General features: G+C 68.7%; 9 protein-coding genes. 3 read left to right on the top strand and 6 right to left on the bottom strand.

Annotated features, from left to right (window positions below; genetic code table 11):
- Positions 1-53 precede the first annotated feature (53 nt).
- From moaE to ACSQ8Y_RS04155, 6 genes are all read right to left on the bottom strand, one after another.
- Entirely contained in the window at positions 54-512 is a 459-nt protein-coding gene (gene moaE, locus ACSQ8Y_RS04180; RefSeq protein ID WP_436265200.1) for a molybdopterin synthase catalytic subunit MoaE, read from the bottom strand.
- Positions 509-3,550 (bottom strand): DUF349 domain-containing protein, encoded by a 3,042-nt coding sequence (locus ACSQ8Y_RS04175; protein WP_436265199.1) that lies wholly within the window; start codon positions 3,548-3,550, stop codon positions 509-511. Before ACSQ8Y_RS04175 ends, moaE begins: the two co-directional genes overlap by 4 nt.
- Before the next feature lie 72 nt (positions 3,551-3,622).
- Positions 3,623-4,336 carry a hemerythrin domain-containing protein gene (locus ACSQ8Y_RS04170; protein ID WP_436265198.1) on the bottom strand — a complete coding sequence of 238 codons (714 nt, stop codon included), beginning with the start codon at positions 4,334-4,336 and terminating at the stop codon, positions 3,623-3,625.
- Positions 4,337-4,466: 130 nt separating this feature from the next.
- A complete protein-coding gene (locus tag ACSQ8Y_RS04165; protein WP_436265197.1) occupies positions 4,467-7,019 on the bottom strand; it encodes a bifunctional acetate--CoA ligase family protein/GNAT family N-acetyltransferase in 2,553 nt (850 codons plus the stop codon).
- A gap of 32 nt (positions 7,020-7,051) precedes the next feature.
- Positions 7,052-8,041: a DUF2804 domain-containing protein gene (locus tag ACSQ8Y_RS04160; protein WP_436265196.1), complete on the bottom strand. Its 990-nt coding sequence runs from the start codon at positions 8,039-8,041 to the stop codon at positions 7,052-7,054.
- Positions 8,038-9,285: a winged helix-turn-helix domain-containing protein gene (locus ACSQ8Y_RS04155; protein ID WP_436265195.1), complete on the bottom strand. Its 1,248-nt coding sequence runs from the start codon at positions 9,283-9,285 to the stop codon at positions 8,038-8,040. The genes ACSQ8Y_RS04160 and ACSQ8Y_RS04155 overlap by 4 nt, the downstream gene beginning before the upstream one ends.
- Before the next feature lie 208 nt (positions 9,286-9,493).
- Here ACSQ8Y_RS04155 and ACSQ8Y_RS04150 point away from each other — a divergent pair, with 208 nt between their 5' ends.
- From ACSQ8Y_RS04150 to ACSQ8Y_RS04140, 3 genes are all read left to right on the top strand, one after another.
- The gene (locus tag ACSQ8Y_RS04150) at positions 9,494-12,163 is read left to right on the top strand and encodes a diguanylate cyclase domain-containing protein (RefSeq protein ID WP_436265194.1); all 2,670 of its coding nucleotides are present in this window, start codon (positions 9,494-9,496) and stop codon (positions 12,161-12,163) included.
- A 112-nt stretch (positions 12,164-12,275) separates the two neighbouring features.
- Complete coding sequence (locus ACSQ8Y_RS04145) at positions 12,276-13,622, top strand: exonuclease SbcCD subunit D C-terminal domain-containing protein (RefSeq protein WP_436265193.1); 1,347 nt, start codon at positions 12,276-12,278, stop codon at positions 13,620-13,622.
- A gap of 10 nt (positions 13,623-13,632) precedes the next feature.
- Positions 13,633-17,475: an AAA family ATPase gene (locus ACSQ8Y_RS04140; protein ID WP_436265192.1), complete on the top strand. Its 3,843-nt coding sequence runs from the start codon at positions 13,633-13,635 to the stop codon at positions 17,473-17,475.
- Positions 17,476-17,480: the final 5 nt, after the last annotated feature.

Genomic DNA, 17,480 nt, shown 5'->3' with positions numbered 1-17,480 from the left:
AAGCTGCAAATTGGGTTGCACGACCAGTTTTCAAGGAGCCGTCTTGATCCCGGTCAAGAAACCGTCCATTTCTTCAAGGCCGCGTCGTCGCTGACGCGGGCGTCGACCCAGCGCGCGCCGTCCGGGGTCTGCTCCTTCTTCCAGAACGGCGCCTCGGTCTTCAGGTAGTCGATGATGAATTCGCAGGCGGCGAACGCTTCGCCGCGGTGCGCCGACGTCACCGCCACCAGCACGATCTGCTCGGTCGGCTTGAGCGGGCCGATGCGGTGGATCACCAGCGCGCCGTAGATCGGCCAGCGTGCCTTGGCCTGCTCGACGATGACCTCGATGGATTGCTCCGTCATGCCCGGATAGTGTTCGAGTTCCATTTCCGCCACGTCGGCGCCATCGTTCAGGTCGCGCACGGTGCCGACGAAGCTCACTATACCGCCGACCTTGGCATTCCCGGCGCGCAGTTGCGCCACTTCGGCGGCGACATCGAAGTCCTCCGCCTGCACTCTGACCTGGTTCATTTCGCTTCCGCTCCGATACGGCGGAACAGTTGCTCGATGCGGGTCGCCGTGCGGGCGTCCGCCAGCGCCGGCATGCCGCACAGCTGGACAAACTGGGCCGCCTGCGTCATCGGCTTCTGGCCGGACTTGAGCGACGACTGCAGCACTTCGACCTGCATCTTCAGGCGGTCGCGGGCGAACTCGGCGCCGCTGTCGACGCCGGCCACGATTTCCAGGCGCAGCACTTCCTGCAGCAGTTTGGCGCGGGCGCCTTCCAGCTGGGCCGCGTAGCCGGCGCGCGTGGCGGGATCGACCGCCGCGGCCATGGCCGCAGAGTAGCGCGCGAACAGCGCGCGCTCGTATTCCGCCGCCAACGCGGGCAAGGCATGCCAGCGGGCCTCCCAGTCGGCGATGTCGATCGCGCCGGCGCCGGCCGTGCCGGCGGCATCCGAGGCGTTCGGCGTGTTGGCGTCGCCGGTGCCGGCGGCGTCCGTTGCGGCCGGCTGCCCGGCGGACGGCGCGGTCGCAGCAGGGGACGGCGCGGCTCCGGCCAGCGCGCTTTCCAGCGCCTGCACCAGGCGCAGCTTGTCGCGCAGCGCGTTCGCTTGCGCGGCGCCCGCGCGCTTGCGGATGGCATCGCCCTGCGCCTGCACGGCGGCGACGGCGGCCTTGTAGCGCGCTTCGATTTTCTGTTCGCTGGCGCGCGGCACGACGCCGGACGCGTGCCAGGCGCTGGCGGCCTCGCGCAAGGTCTTGGCAATGGCGGCTTGCTGGGCTTTATCGTCGCCGGTAAAGCTGGCCTGCTCCAGCTGCTCGCAGATGGCTACGCGCGCCTGCAGATGGGCGCGGCGCTCGTGGTCGGCGGCGTGGGCCGATTCCTTGCGCGCGGCGAAGATGGCGTCGCAGGCGGCGCGGAAACGTTGCCACAGCGCTTGCTCCTGCTTGCGCTCCAGCGGCAGCGCCTTGGCGTGCTCCTGCCAGCGCTCCTGCAGGATGCGCAGCGTTTCCAGCGTATGGCGGTCGCCCGGATTGAGCTTGGCGGTTTCCTCGATCAGCTGTTCGCGGCATGCCACTTCGATGCTGCGCTGGTTCTCCAGCGGCGACAGCATGGCGTCCATGGCTTTCCCGAAAACCGCGTCAAGCTTCTTCTTTTCCTTGCGGTCGATGGCGCCGAGGCGGCCCCAGGCTTGGCGCAGGCGCTGCGAGGCGGCTGCCAGCGCTTTGAAGTCCGGCGCATTCGCTTCCGATGCCTGGCCATGCTGCTGCGCGTTCGGATCCGATGGGTCGGCGGCCGTTGCCCGGCCTGCCGTTTTGGCTTTCAGGGCGTCCACTTCCGCAATAATGGCCATCGCCTTGGCGGCGTTGGTGTGGCGCTCGTCGGCCAGGTGCTTGAAGTGGGCGGCCGCCGGCGCATAGGCCGTGGTGCAGGCGGTGTCGAAACGCTCCCACAGGCCTTTCGGCGCCGGGCCGGACACCGAGTCGAGCGCTTTCCAGCGTTCGCGCATGCTGCCGACCTTTTTGGCCAGTTCGGCCATGGCAAGCTGCTGGCCATGCAAGTCTTCCACCGCCTTGACCAGTTCCTCGCGCGACACATTGCCGCCCCAGCGCGCCCAGTCGCCCAGGCGCTTCAGGTCAGCGCGCACGTGCGCCAGGCGGTCGGCCTGGGCCGGCGTCAGGCGGCCGGTCTTGGCCTCTTTCAATGCCTTGTCGTGATCGTTGGCGATGTGCAACTGGCCCTCGGCCAAAGCGGCCTCCATCGCATCCAGCGCGGCCACAAAGCGCTTGTTCGCTTCGCGCGCCGCTTCCTGTGCGGCAGGCGACAAGTCGCGCTGCTTGCCGGTGCGCGGCTCGCCCTGCTGGCTGCCTGCCTGGCCATGGCCGTTGCGGCCCGGCGCGGCGGCGCGTGCGCCGACAGCGTCGCCGCCGTGGCTGGCATCGCCCGGCATGCCGTCGGCGCCGGCGCCAGTGCCAGTGCCAGTGCCAGTGCCAGTATTGGCGCCGGATTTAGCGTCGGTATTGGCGCCGGTATTGGCGCCGGCGTCTGCGCCGCCCTGGTCACGGGAGGCGCCGTCGCGCCCGCCGCTACGCGGGCCTGCGCCCTCGCCTGCGCGGCCGCCGTTGCCCTGGACGCCGTCGCGGCCCGCTTTACGGCCGCCGTCGGCCGGCCTGGCTGCCGGCACGGTGGCCAGCAAGGCGTCGAATTCCTGCTGGACAGCCGAGGCTTGCGCATTGCCGGGCAAGCGCGGCAGGGATTGCCAGCTGCGTTTCAGTTCGTCCGCGTTCAGCGTCGCCGCGTCGGCCTCGCGCCAGCCTGCCAGCGCTGCGCGGCGGGCCGCGAAGGCGGCGGTACTGCTGCGCGCCTCGGCCATGGCGCTTTCGAAGTCGGCCAGCAGATTGCGCGGCAAGGCGCCGCTCTCGGGCGCCGCCACGTGACGGGCGTGCTCTTCGGCCAACGCGTCCAGCTGGCTGGCGTCGGCATCGCCGGCCGCCACGCGGCGCACGGCGGCCAGGGCGTCCAGCGCGGCGCGCTGCAGGGCCACCTGATCCTCCAGCCGCTTGCCCAGCGCGCTGCGCACGCCGTCGAATTCCTCGGCCAGCTCGGGCGCGGGCGCGATCACCTTCCACATGCGGTCCAGCTCGGCCACCTGGTTGGGCGTCAGCTTCTCGTCGGCTTGCAGCTTGCGCGCGGTGGCAATGGTGGCGATGGCCTGGCGCTGCTCGGCCTGCTGGTGGCGGATCGCGTCCAGGCGCGACTGCATCAGCTTGGCCACGCGGCGGTCCGTGTTGCGCATGGCTTGCTGGACCTTCTCCAGCGCCGGCTGCGACAGCACGTGCGCCGCGGCGGCCAGCCGCACGTCGGCGAATTCGCTTTGCAGTATCAGTTCGACAGCGGCGGCCTCGTCGTCAGCGAGCGCCTTGGCGCGCTCGGCTTGGGCGGCGCGGCGCGATGCGGTCTGTTCGGCCTGGGCAGATGCGGCCGCGGCGGCGGCGGCCTGCTCGGCGCTGGCCGGCTGGCCATTCGGCGTTTCTTCAGGCCGCTTAAAGAGGAATTCGAACATGATGGGCTATCGCTGTGTCAAAACCACCATGATAGCAAAGGATCACGAAATACTTTGCCGCCCATCGCAAAGCTATTCGGCCAATGCACGGCTGGGCGGACGCTGGCGGCGCGGACGCTCATATTCGGACACGGGAATGTTGGTGTCGAGCTCATCGTCCGGCATCACCACCGGCAGCACGGCCAGTGCCGGCAGCAGCTCGTCCTCGGCGCTGTGAACCGCTTTCGCTTTCACGGCGGGCGCCTCGACCAGGTGCAAATGGCCGCCCTTGCAGCGGCGCGCCTCGGCCACGTTGGCGTCGTGCAGCAGGAACTGGTTGGCGATGGCGAACCAGGACTCGCCGCCGATCACGGTGCGGGCCACCGCAAACAACTCCTTCTCTTCCTTGTCCAGCCGCTTCAGCAGCGAGTCGCAGAACGCGTCGATGCCGGCGCAGATTTCCTGCACGCGCTGTTCCGATTCGTCCTTCGAATCCGACACTTGCTGCTGCAGCGAGCGGATCACGCCCAGCGCCACATCGTTCAGGCGGTTCAACTCGTCAAGCAGCTGGTTGGCCTGTTCGGTGGCCTGGCGGATCGCCGGTATCAGATACATCTCGATTTTGCGCCAGTGGCAAGCCTGGTACAGCCGGTTCAGCGACTCGCACGCGAACTCCAGCTGCGACAAGGTCAAGCTGTTCTGGTGCAGCAGCGTGGACTGCACATACTTCTGGAACGATAGCAGACTGACGCGTATGCTGGCTTGCTCGACCGATAGAGCAACCAAGGTGTATGTGGCCGTTAACATTCTTACTCCAAGCTAGGATCACAAAAAGCGACGAGGCGGAAGTAAAAGTGTAAATAAGGTCGACGACCAATACTTTGACATAGAACAAACCGTTCCAGTATTGATGGGTCAACTTGCGGAACAACAACGGTTACGACGGGGTTTGCACCTGAGTTTGCAAATTGAGCAGTAACTTGGCCATCCCTGGCTCCTGCGACGCACTGACCGAACCGCCGAAGCGTCGGACCAGCTGCTGGACACCGCCATTCTCAGACAACGCTTCGCCGACTATCGCCGCAGTGCCTCGGCTGCGGAAATAATCGATCAGCTTTGCAAACAGAATAGCGCCAAGACCCATTCCCTTCAAGTCCGAACGCACCAAAATTGCGAATTCAGCACATTGATTGTCGGGGTCAGCAACAGCACGCACTACCCCTAGTGTTTCAGGCCTGCCATCGACACCGATGCGGGTTGCAATGAAGGCCATGGCGCGGTCGTAATCGATTTGCGTCAGGCGTGCCAGCTGCGCCGGCTGCAATTCGCGCATGGCCGAAAAGAAACGCAGGCGCACGTCGTCCGGGTGCAGCCTGGCAAAAAATTCGACATGCTGCGGCCCGTCTTCCGGGCGGATGGGACGCAGCACCAGCGGCCCGCCCCGCCATGCGACCTCCTGCTCCAGTTCTTGCGGATAGGCGCGGATGGCCAGCCGGAAACTGGCGCGCGGCGGCCCGAGCGTGATACTGGCGTCCAGCGCCGCCACGCCGCCGGCGCCGGCCAGCAGCGGGTTGATGCCGAGGCTGGCCAATTCGCACGTGTCGGCCACCAGGTCGGACACCTGCACCAGGGCGCGGCAGATGGCGTCGCTGTCGGCGGGCGGACGCTGGCGCGAGCCGGCCAGCACACGCGCCAGGTGGCTACGTTCCAGCAAGTCGCGCGCCAGCACCATGTTCAGCGGCGGCAGGCCGACGGCGCCGCCCTCCACGCCGGCGTCCGCGCCGCCGTCCGGCCCGCCAGCCGCGAAGCCGGCGACGGTACCGGCTTGCGCGCCGCCGGGCCCGACGCTGATCACCGGGCCGAACACGGGGTCGTCATGCACGCCGATGGCAAGTTCGTGGGAGGCGGCCAGCGCCTCGGCGGCCGCTTGCGCGCCGGATTCCAGCATGCGCACGCCGTAGGCGGCCAGCACGGCGCGCGTCCCGGCGGCGTCCAGTGCGCTGCGCCCCTCGGCCATGGCCGCAGCGACCAAGGCGCGCGCGGCGGCGCGTTCCGGCTTGCCGCCGGCTGGCAACTGGCCCGGCACTTCCATCAACAACTCCTGGTTACGGCGGTATTGCACCATCTGCATGAAGCCGCGCACCGCCTGCTCCGGCGTGTCGTAGGTCGGCAGGCCGGCGCCGGCGAAGATGCGGCGCGCCCCGGCCACGGCGGCGCCGCCCAGCCAGCACGACAGCACGTTCTTGCCGGACGCGCGCGCCAGCGGCGCCAGCAGCTCGGCGACGCCGGCCGCGTCCACCCCGGCGGCCGGAGCGTGGATCAGCAGCACCGCGTCCACCTGCGGGTCGCGCAGCAAGGCCTCCAGCACGGCCGCGTGGCGCTCCGGCGAGGCGTCGCCGCCGAGGTTGAGCGGATTGCATGGCGCCGCGCCCTGGCGCTGCGGCAGTGCGGCCCGCGCTGCGGCCCGCACAGCGGCCTGGCGCGCGGCCTCGCCGGCCAGTCCCTGCAATTCATGCCGCAGCAGTTTGAGCGTGTCCGGCGACAGCGTGGCCAGCTTGCCGCGCGCGTAGGCCAGCGCGTCGGTGGCGATGGTGGCCAGCGCCCCGCCGTTGGCGGCGATGGCGAGCCGCTCGCCGCGCAATGCGCGCGCATGCGCCAGCGTTTCGGCGGCGTCGAACAGGTCTTCGGTCGAATGCACGCGCAGCATGCCCGCGCGGCGGAAGGCGGCGTCGTAAGCCAGGTCGCTCGCCTCGCGCCCCGCCTTGAGCACGATGACCGGCTTGGCGCGTGCCGCCAGCCGCGCGGCCGACATGAATTTGCGCGCGCAGGCCAGGTTTTCCATATAGACCAGGATGGCCGCCGTGTCGCTGTCGTCGGCCAGGAAGTCGAGCAGGTCGCCCAGGTCGATGTCGGCGCGCTCGCCCAGCGAGGCGAATTTGGAAAAGCCGATGCCGTGCAGCCGCGCCCAGTCCAGCACTGCCGACATCAGCGCGTCCGATTGCGAGATGAAGGCGATCTTGCCGGCCTTGGCGCCGCCCTGCGCCAGGCTGGCGTTCAAGCCGCTGGCCGGCGCCAGCAGGCCTACGCCGCCGGGCCCGAGGATGCGCAGCAGGTGCGGCCTGGCCGCCTCCAGCATGGCCTGGCGCGCGCTCTTGCCGCCGCTGAACGTCACGTCGTCCAGCCCCTTGCTCAGCACCACGGCGGCGCGCGTACCGCGTGCGCCCAGTTCCGCGATCAGCCCCGGCACGGTGGCCGGCGGCGTGCAGATGATGGCCAGGTCGGGCGCCTTCGGCAAGGCAGACACCTTGCCATAGCAGCGCACGCCCAGCAGTTCGTCGTACTTGGGATTGACCGGCCACAGCGCGCCCGCGTAGCCGCCTTCGGCCATATTGTTCAGGACAGTGGCGCCTATGCTGCCGGGGCGCAGCGAGGCGCCGATCACGGCCACCGAAGCGGGGTCGAACAGACTATTGAAATTCCTGATGCTCATCGCCCGTCCTTTCGCCGTCGGCCCAACGGGGCCTACCAGCGCGAAGTGTGATCCTCGGTCACGCCCACCAGCTGCGTCACCATGCGTTTGGGCTGGTCCGCGCTGCTGCGCACCCAGCCCGTGAAGGTGCCGATGGGCTGCAGATAGCGGCTGGCCGCCACCACCATGTTCTTGTTCTGCCGCCGCGCGCCCTCCGGGGTGAAGAACAGCTCCAGCAAATCGTCTTCGGTGAAGATGTGCCAGCGTCCCAGCGGGTCGGCCTGGTCGTAGATGAAATGCGCGGGCGCCAGCGCATGCACCTGGCCGTCCAGCCACAGCGCGTTTTCGTGGCCGCCGAAATAGCCCGCCTGCAGGTTGAAACCCAGCTCGAGATTATGCGCCGAAGCCCAGCGCCATGCCGTATTGCGTGCCAGCAGGCCGTTCGAATAGTCGAAACTGGCCACGCCGCCGGCCAAATCGTATTCGCCGCGCCACAGCCGCACCTGGCCCGTCAGCGGCATGCCGGACGACTTCTGCGTGGCGTGCACCGAGCCGTCCTTGACCGGACCGGTGGCCAGCAGCAGCGGCGAATTGCCGGGGCCGAATTCGGCGTCGATCGCCAGGTAGGGGCAGTCCAGCTCCAGCCGGTAGCGCCCCTCCCCGAGGCCTTCCATATTGATGTAGGTGTCCTTGCTCTTGAAGGTGCTGCGGCCGTTGGCCTGGGCGGCCACGCGGGCCGACAGCACCGGCAGGCCGTCCCGCGAAAAATTGGCCAGCATGTCGCCGTCGTCGCGGTCGAAGGCGTAGGCGAAGCAGGTGCTGATCCAGCCCAGGTCCACGATGGCCACCGCGCAGAACACCTGGTCCGTGCCCAGGGCCACGTAGTGCCAGCGCTTGTGGTGGAAGCGGCGCCACAGGCGGTTGCGCGCATGCGGGCGCGCCAGCGCGCTCCAGTCGAAGCCGGGCGCCAGCCCGGCGTAGCGCCCGAACAGCGGCTGTCCGTCGATGCCGATCACGCTGGCGGGGGCGGCGGGCAGCATCATGCGGCCTCCATCGCTTGCGCGTTGGCCTGGCCTTCGAGCGCCGAGCGCAGCGCCCCGGCGAAATGAACCGGCTCGGTGACGCCCACCTGCACCCTCGGGCAGCCGTGCCAGTTGGCGCAGCGCTGCAGCGCGGCCGCGACATCGCGCGCGAAGCGCTCGCTGATGCGCGCCCCCGGCTCCAGCGCCAGCGATTTCAGTTCGAACAGGCCGTCGCGCCGGTGCGCCTTGGCGTCCACCCGGCCCACCAGCGCCCCGCGGCGCAGGATGGGCAGCGTGAAGTAGCCATAGCGCCGCTTTTCGGCCGGCGTGTAGCATTCAAGCCGATAGTCGAAATTGAACAGTTCCAGGGCGCGGCGGCGGTCCCACACCACCGGATCGAACGGCGACAGGATGACGGTGGCGCTGGCCGTCAGCGACCCGCTGGCGGCGCTGGCGGCCAGCGCGGCGTGGTCGGGATGGATGTAGACCGGCTCGTCCCAGCCCTGCACCCGGGCGCGCAGCAGCGCACCCTCGGCCACCAGCGACTCCGGATCCAGGCGCGGCGGCCGGGTGCGGAAATAGTCGGCAATCCAGGAAGCCTTGGCCAGGCCCAGCGCCTTCACGGTTTTCAGCACGAACGTGCGGCGCGTTTCGTCCATGGCGGGCATGCGGCTGTCGTCCCAACCCGGCAGCACGCGCTCCGCCAGGTCGTACACGCGCTGGAAATTGTGGCGCCGCGCGATCATCAGCTGGCCGGACGTAAACAACACCTCCAGCGAACGCTTCTCGGGCTTCCACTCCCACCAGCCGCCGCCCTTGCCGTCGCTGCGCTCGAAGTCCGACGAGCGCGCCGGGCCCTGGTCGCGGATGTGGGCCAGCACCGCGTCCACCTCGGCGCGCCGCTCCAGCATCCAGGTCTCGGAATATTTCCAGCCCATGGCGCCGGGGTCTTTCATGCGGTGCCGGTACAGGCCATAGTCCTCGATCGGCACAAAGCAAGCCTCGTGCGCCCAGTATTCGAACAGCGCGCCCTCGGCCAGCAGTTCCTCCAGCCAGGGCTGCGGGTAGTCCCCCAGGCGGCTCCACAGCACCAGGTAGGGGCTGCGCGCGACCACGTGGATGGTGTCGATCTGGAGCACGCCCATCTGCCGTATCGTTTCCAGCAGGTCGGCTTTCTGCGCTTTTCTGCGGCGCGGCTGCAACAAGCCCTGCGCCGCCAGGTGCAGCGCGCGCGCGGCCGCCAGGCTGAATGTCAATTCGGTCAAAAGTGTGGCCCTTCCATAGTTGAACCCAGGCCGCTATTCTAAAGAAGAACGGGCGCCTTGTTACAGCCTTCCTTGCAGGCCAGTTACCTATTTATCACTTTTGCCGGCGCAGGGGAATATTTTGCCGCCTGCCCTTCCCCCAAGCGGCCGATTTACGTGCAAAATACCCTCGACGGAGACTGCGTTGCCCACAGCCCCAGGCGCCCAATTGATACCAACAGATAACCCAGTCCAACGCATCCTGCGCAAACTGTATCGGGTGATACTGCTGCCCTCGTTTGCGCTGGTGCTGCTGTTGTCCATGTGGGGCGCCGTCATCTTCCAGGTCAACCAGGAGTACCAGGGCGCGCGCCACGAGGCTGTGCTGCACAGCCAGACGCTGGCGCGCACCCTGGCCGAACACACCAGCCACCTGTTGCGCCAGACCGAGCACGCCACCCAGCTGTTCAAGCTCAAGTTCGAAGAGACCCATGGCGCCCTGCGCCTGCCCGAATTCACCCGCAAGGGCGGCCTGCTCGATTCGCTGATGCCTTCGCGCCTGGAGTTGCCGATCGCCCTGTACCGCGCCGACGGCACGCTGCTCGAAAGCCTGCACGGCCTGTTCCCGCAGGACATCCACGGCGACAATGTCTTCACGATGCTGGCGCTGGCGCAAGACGACGCCGCGCTCACCTCCAACCCGATGGTGAACCCGGTCACCAAAAAGTGGCAGATCCAGATCGCGCGCCGCCTGAACGACCACGCGGGCGCCTTCTCCGGCGTGGTCATGCTGATGGTGGACCCGGCCTATTTCGTGGAAGACTACGACAGGCTGCACGTGGAGCCGAACGGGCTGGTGATGCTGGTGAGCCGCGACAGCGGCCTGGCCGTCGGCCGCATCGAGGAGCGCCTGATCATCACCGACGCGCTGGACTTCACCACCATCACCACCGACGTGACCGGCAGCTCGGACGAACTGGTGCTCAAGCGGCCGCTGGACGGCGTCGACCGCATCTACAGCTACCGCGACATGCCGCGCTACTACCTGACTGCGGTGGTGGGCAACACGGTCGAATCGGCCATGGTGCGTTTCGAGAGCCAGCGCCGCCTGTACTTCAGCGTGGTGGCGCTGGCCTCGCTGCTGGTGTTCGGCTTCGCCGCGCTGCTGATGCAGCAAAGCCTGCGCCTGCGCGGCAGCATGCATGCGGCCACCGAGGCGCAACAGAAGCTGCGCGCGGCGGCCGACGCCAGCCTGGACGCGGTATTCCTGCTGAAGGCATGCCGCACGCATGCGCGCGGCGAAGTGGTCGACTTCACGCTGGTGGACGTCAACGACCGCGGCGCGCGCATGCTCGACCTGCCGCGCGACACGCTGCTGGGGCACCGCATCGGCGAGCTGGTGCCGAACTGGCGCACCGAAGGTTTCATCGACAAATACCGCATGGTGCTCGAAACGGGCCAGCCCCTGGAGGAGGAATTCGAGACGCGCAACCTGCCTGGCGAGCCCCGCTGGCTGCGCCACCAGATCGTGGCGATCGACGACGGCGTCACCGTCACCACCCGCAACATCACCTCGCGCAAGCGCGACGAGCTGGAAATGCGCAAGAAGCAGGCGGAGCTGGCCGCCGTCAACGACGCCTCGCCGCTCGGCCTGATCCGGGCAGACGCCAACGGCCACTGCACCTATGTGAACCGCACCTTCGAGGCCATCACAGGCCTGACGCGCGACCAGGCCATGGGCGACCTGTGGATGGCCGCCGTGCATCCGACCGACCGCGACGTGCTGCGCAGCGCGCTGGCCCACCTGCGCAAGACGCTCAAACCGTTCCAGGACACGCTGCGCTGCGTGCACCCGGACGGCAACGTCGTGTGGACCTCGATGAAGGTGGCGCCCATCATCATCGACGGCAAGATCGAGGGCTTTGTCGGCACGCTGGACGACATCACGCTGATGCGCAAGTCCGAAATGGCGTTGCGCGAAAGCGAAGCGCGCCTGCGCACCATCGCCGACACGCTGCCGGCCATGATCGCTTATATCGACGAGGAGGAAGTCTACCGTTTCAACAACCTGGCCTACGAGCGCGAATTCAGCAAGACCGGCATGGAAGTACTGGGCAAGACCATCCTCGACACGGTCGGCGAGCAGCGCTACCGCTTCCTGCAGCCCTACATCCAGCGCACGCTGGCCGGCGAGACGCTCAGCTTCGAGGAGGACGACGAAAACCATGGCCTGGTGCGCACTTTCGAGGTGATCTATATCCCGCAGTTCGACGCCGACGGCTACAGCGTGGTCGGTTTCCACGTGATGCGCCAGGACATCACGGCGCAGAAGCGCGAGAAGCAGCGGCTGCTCAAGCTGTCGCAGATCGACGCGCTCACGGGCCTGACCAACCGCGCCGGCTTCCTGCAAAAGCTGAACGACACCATGGCCGCCTGCAGCCAGGAAGGCCTGATGATGGCGGTGATGTATATGGACATCGACCGCTTCAAGCCGGTCAACGACACCTATGGCCACAGCGTGGGCGACCAGTTGCTGAAGGTGTTCTCGGCGCGCCTGACGCACGCCGTGCGCGCCAGCGACACCGTGGCCCGCCTGGGCGGCGACGAATTCACCATCATCATCGAACGCCTGGGCAAAACCGAGGACGCCGAAACGCTGGCGGCGAAAATCGTCGCCGCCATGCGGGCGCCGTTCGAACTGGATGGGGCCACCGTATCGGTATCGACCAGCATCGGCCTGACCTGGTACCGCGACGAGCCGATGACCCCGGCCGAACTGCTGAACCGGGCCGACATGCTGCTGTACCAGGCCAAGCAGGCCGGCCGCGACACCTACCGGGCAGGCTTGCCGCAGCCGGCCCTGCAGCCCGACCTGCAGCCGGCGCCCGACGCCGCATGAGCTGGCCCGGCCCGCCGGGAGCCGAATTCAACATGCGTCAACTCCGAAGCGGCCGACTTAGGCTATATTGAGCGCTTTTCCGGCCTTACCTTTACCCAACCCCGGGCAATCCATGCGTCTGCTGCACACCTCCGACTGGCATCTGGGCCAGTCGCTCCACAATTTCGAACGCACCTACGAGCACCAGTGCTTCCTCGACTGGCTGCTCGACACCATCGTCAGCGAGCAGGCCGACGCGCTGCTGATCGCCGGCGACGTGTTCGACAACGCCAACCCCTCGTCCGCCTCCCAGCGCCAGCTGTACCGCTTCCTGCAGCAGGCCAGGGTGCGCGCGCCGCAGCTCAATCTGGTCATTGTGGCCGGCAACCACGACTCGCCGGGCCGGCTGGAAGCTCCCGGCCCGCTGCTCGAAGCACACGGCACGCAAGTGGTCGGCAATGTGCCGCGCGGCGCCGACGGCCGGATCGACGTGGAACGCCTGGTGCTGCCGCTGACCGGCAAGAGCGGCGCGGTGGAGGCCTGGTGCCTGGCCGTGCCCTTCCTGCGTCCCGGCGACGTGCCGCGGCCGGCCGCCGCGTCGCCGGCAGCCGACGTCGAGCCGGGCCTGGACGGAGACGGGAAGGCGCCCGGCCCGGCCACGGCCACGGCTCCGATACCCGCTCCGGCCCTGGCCCCGCTCCCGGCCGCCGGGGCTCCCGACCCCTACCTGGCCGGCATCGCCCTGCTCTACCAGCAGGCGTTCGACGTGGCCCAGGCCCGGCGCCAGCCCGGCCAGGCCATCGTCGCCATGGGCCACTGCCATATGGTGGACGGCCAGATGTCGAACGATTCCGAGCGCCGCATCGTCATCGGCGGCACCGAGATGCTGCCGGCAGGGATCTTCGACCCGTCCATCGCCTATGCCGCGCTGGGCCATTTGCACCTGGCGCAGGCGGTCGGCAAGCAGGAGCGCATCCGCTACTGCGGCAGCCCGATCCCGCTCTCGTTTGCCGAAGTGGGCTACCGCCACCAGATCCTGCGCATCGACATCGCGGACGGCGCGGCGACCGGGATCGCCGCCATTCCCGTGCCGCGCGCCGTCGAGCTGATGCGCATACCTGCCAAGCCGGCCCCGCTGGAGCAGGTTCTGGAAGCGCTGGCCGCGCTGGAGCTTGAAGCGGACCAGCATCCCGACGCCCATCCCTTCCTCGAAGTGCGCGTGCTGCTGGATGCCCCGCAGCCCGGCATGCGCGCCCGCGTGGAAGCCGCGCTGGAAGGCAAGGCGGTGCGGCTGGCCAAGATCGAAACCTCCACGCCGGTCCGCGCGCCCGCGCTCGACGACGTGACCCTGACGCTCGACCAGCTCGACAAGCTGCAGCCGGACGACATCTTCAAGCGCCTGTACCGGCAGCGCTTCGGCGACGAAGCGCCGGCCGACCAGCTGAGCGCCTTTGCCGAGCTGATGCTGCCCGGAGCCTGAAAGAACAAGTATGCGTATCCTGAGAATCGGCGGTAAAAACCTGGCCTCGCTGGCCGGGGAATTCAGTGTGGACTTCGAACAGGAGCCGCTGGCCTCCACCGGCCTGTTCGCCATCAGCGGCCCCACGGGGGCCGGCAAGAGCACCCTGCTCGACGCGCTCTGCCTGGCGTTGTACGACGCCACGCCGCGCTTGCTCAAGGCCCTGGGCCGCAGCATGTTGCCGGACGTGGGCGCCGAAACGGTCACCACGCAGGACACCCGCAACCTGCTGCGCCGCGGCATGGCCGAAGGCTACGCCGAAGTCGATTTCGTCGGCAGCGACAATCTGCGCTACCGCGCGCGCTGGAGCGTGCGCCGCTCGCGCAACAGGGTCGAAGGCGCTTTGCAGCCGACCGCCATGGGCCTGCAGCAGTTGCCCGCCCTGCTGCCGGTGGGCGGCACCAAGACCGAAGTGAAAATCGAAATCGAAAAGCGCATCGGCCTCTCGTTCGAACAGTTCACGCGCGCCGTGCTGCTGGCGCAAAACGAATTCGCCACCTTCCTGAAGGCGGACGACAACGAGCGCGGCGAACTGCTGGAAACGCTGACCGGCAGCGCCGTCTACAGCGAGATCTCGATGCGCGCCTTCGAGCGTGCCAAGCAGGAGCAGGCCGCCCTGCAGCGGCTGACCGGCCGCCTGGCGGACCAGAAGCCGCTGAGCGGGGAGGAACGCGCGGCCCTGGAGACGCACAGCGTCGAAGCCGAAGCGGTGGTGGCCGCGCTGGATGCGCAAAAGGCCGTGCTGGAACAGGAACTGCGCTGGCACCAGCAAGCGCAAAGGCTGGAGCAGAGCGAGCTGGATGCGCAGCAAGCCTTGCGCGAACGCCTTGCGGATGCCGAAGCGGCCGCGCCGCGCCGCGCCGCGCTGGAACAGCTGGACGCGGTACAGCCCGCCCGCCCGCTGGCCGCCGACGTCAACCGGACCGACAGCGATATCGCCGCCATGCAGACCGCGCTGGCGGCCCGCACGCAGGAAGCGGAACAGGCGCAACAAGCGCAAGCCCAGGCGGCGGCGACGCTGCTGCAATCGGAAGCCGCCGTGGCCGACGCCGAGGCCGCGCAGCGCGACGCGGGACCGCATCTGGACCAGGCCAAGGCGCTGGACGCCCGCATCGAAGCGATGCTGCCCGCCCACCGGCAAGCCAGCGCCGCGCTGGAACACGCCAGCCGCGCCGACACGCTGGCCAAAACCGCCTTGCAGGACAAGCAGAGCGAGCACCGTCAGCTCACGTCCGCTCAGGAGCATGGCACGGCGTGGCTGGCGCGGCATCAGCCATGGCAGGCGCTGGCCGAGTCGTGGCAGAAATGGGATGTGCTGTTCGCGCAGGCGGGCCAGGCCGCGTCGCAAGCCGAAAAACACAGCACGGCGCTGGCGGCGGTGCAGCGCCACGCCGCGCGCCACCGCGACGATGAAGCCCGCGCCACGGCCAGCCTGGCTGGCGCAGCCGAGCGCCTGCAAGCGCTGGAAGCCCAGCGCCAGGAAGCCATCGCCGCGCTGGCTGTTGTGGACGCGGACGCGTTGCACGCCCAGCGCCGTGCGCTCGAACAGCGGCGCGATCTGCTGGCCAGCGGCGAGAAGGCGTGGAGCGAACTGGACATGCGCCAGCAGCGCAAATCGCAGCTCGACGGCGAGGCCGCGCGTCACCAGCACACCAGGGAGGCTGCCGAGCAGCACCTGGCTGCCGCGCAGCAGCAATACGCCGTCCTGATGGCGACCTTCGGCCAGGCCGAGCGTTCCCTGAAGCTGGCCGAAGCGGCATGCGCCGAAAGCGTCGAAAAGCTGCGCGCCACGCTGCAGGACCATACCCCCTGTCCCGTGTGCGGCGCCGAGGAACACCCCTACCGCCACGACGACGGCGCGCTGTCGGCCATGCACGCCAGCCTACAAGCCGAGGTCGCACGCTGCCGCGGGCAGCTGCAACAGAACATCGAGCAGCAAACCTTCCAGCGCACCACCGCGCAAAACAGCATCGACCGGCTGGCGGTGCTGGCTAGCGAACAGCACGCGCTGGACGGCCCCCTTGGGCGCGCCACCGACGCCTGGCGCACCCACCCGCTCGCCGCCGAAGCCGCGAACGCCGTGCCGGATATGCCGCGCACCGCGCACGCCGGCACCCATGCCGACTTGGACGATGCCGACGTTGACCGTGCCGCCTCCGCCACGCGGCGCGATCGCCGTGCCGCGTGGTTCGCCGCGGAGTTGATCGAAGTGCGCAGCGGTCTGCAGGCGATCGACCAGCAGGAGCAATCCTTGCGCCGCGCCGGCGCCGCCCGCGAAGCGGCGCAGCAGGCGTGCGACGCCGCAGCGGCCGAACACGCGCGCCTGCACGCCACGGCCGCCGCGGCGCAATCGGCGCTGGCGCAGTCGAACGCCGAATACCAGTCGCTGGAAGACAAGCGCATCGAAGTGGCGCTGCAACTGGGCTCCCTGCTCGACGAACTGGACGCCGCATTCAGCCACAGCGAACTGCCGAACGAAGGCTGGAAGGACGAATGGAAATCGGGGCCGGCACGCTTCCACGAAGCGCGCAGGGCCGAAGCGAAGCAATGGCAAACGCAGCGCACCCAGCTCGACGAACGCGCCACCGCCTTCGCCGCGCTGGACGCCGAACTGCACGCCCTGGCCACCGCCCAGGCCAGAACCGAGCATGACGCCGCCGCCGCCCGCCACGCCTTTGCCAGCGCCGACGCCGCCCTGCAGACCATGCAGGAGCAGCGCCTCGCGCTGTGGGGCGGCAAGGAAGTGCGCGACATCGAAGCCCAACTGCAAACCGCCATCGCAGCCGCCCGCACGCGCCACGCCGCGCAGCAGCAGGCCAGCCAGCAGGCAGCCCAGCAGCGCGCGCGCGCCGACGAAGCCATCGTCCAAACCGCCAGCCGCCTGGCCGCGCTGCAAGCCGCCGCCGACACCGCCGCGCAGCGCCTGGGCACCTGGCTGGAGAACTTCAACCAGCCGCAGGCTGCCCTCACACTCGATGAGCTGCTAGCCCTGCTCTCTTGCCCCGCCGAAGCCATCCGCGCCGAGCGCGAAGCCTTGCAGGCGCTGGAGCGCGCCGCAGCTACAGCAGGCACAGTACTGAAAGAGCGCCAGCTCCAGCGCGAGCAGCACCGCGCCAGCGCCCCGGCCGGCAGCGAACGCACGATGGACACGCTGTCGCAGGCGCTGGACGCCTTGTCTGCCGAGCGCAAGCAAGCGCACGACGTCGCCGCCGCGCACCGCCTCGGCATCGCGCAGGACAACGACAAGCGCCAGCGCGCGCACGCCATGCTGGCCGAGATCGAACTGCAGGAATCGGTGGAACAGCGCTGGGCGCGCATGAATGAGCTGATCGGCTCGGCCGACGGCAAAAAGTTCCGCAACTACGCCCAGCAATTCACGCTGGACGTGCTGCTGGGCTATGCCAACGCCCACCTGAGCCACCTTGCGCGGCGCTACCAGCTGGAACGCATCGGCCACCTCAGCGGTCCTTCGCTCGGCCTGCTGGTGCGCGACCAGGACATGGGCGGCGAAACGCGCTCGGTGCACTCGCTCTCCGGCGGCGAGTCCTTCCTGGTCTCGCTGGCACTGGCGCTGGGATTGGCGTCGCTGTCTTCCAACCGGGTGCGGGTCGAATCGCTGTTCATCGACGAAGGCTTCGGCAGCCTGGACGCCGAAACGCTGCGCGTCGCCATGGACGCGCTGGACGGCTTGCAGGCCATGGGCCGCAAAGTGGGCGTCATCTCCCACGTGCAGGAAATGACGGAACGGATCTCGACCCGCATCGTCGTGCAGCCCTCGGCCGGCGGCAGGAGCGTGGTGTCGGTGCAGGCTTAAAGCGG

This window comes from Pseudoduganella sp. LjRoot289, assembly GCF_964252925.1.
GTDB lineage: Bacteria > Pseudomonadota > Gammaproteobacteria > Burkholderiales > Burkholderiaceae_D > Rugamonas.
This window is presented reverse-complemented; position numbering and strand designations above follow the sequence as displayed.

Excerpts from the sequence above, each read along its gene's own strand:
- ACSQ8Y_RS04175 (WP_436265199.1), bottom strand. The coding sequence starts at position 3,550 with ATGTTCGAATTCCTCTTTAAGCGGCCTGAAGAAACGCCGAATGGCCAG.
- ACSQ8Y_RS04160 (WP_436265196.1), bottom strand. The coding sequence starts at position 8,041 with ATGATGCTGCCCGCCGCCCCCGCCAGCGTGATCGGCATCGACGGACAG.
- ACSQ8Y_RS04170 (WP_436265198.1), bottom strand. The coding sequence starts at position 4,336 with ATGTTAACGGCCACATACACCTTGGTTGCTCTATCGGTCGAGCAAGCC.
- ACSQ8Y_RS04140 (WP_436265192.1), top strand. The coding sequence starts at position 13,633 with ATGCGTATCCTGAGAATCGGCGGTAAAAACCTGGCCTCGCTGGCCGGG.
- ACSQ8Y_RS04145 (WP_436265193.1), top strand. The coding sequence starts at position 12,276 with ATGCGTCTGCTGCACACCTCCGACTGGCATCTGGGCCAGTCGCTCCAC.
- ACSQ8Y_RS04165 (WP_436265197.1), bottom strand. The coding sequence starts at position 7,019 with ATGAGCATCAGGAATTTCAATAGTCTGTTCGACCCCGCTTCGGTGGCC.
- moaE (WP_436265200.1), bottom strand. The coding sequence starts at position 512 with ATGAACCAGGTCAGAGTGCAGGCGGAGGACTTCGATGTCGCCGCCGAA.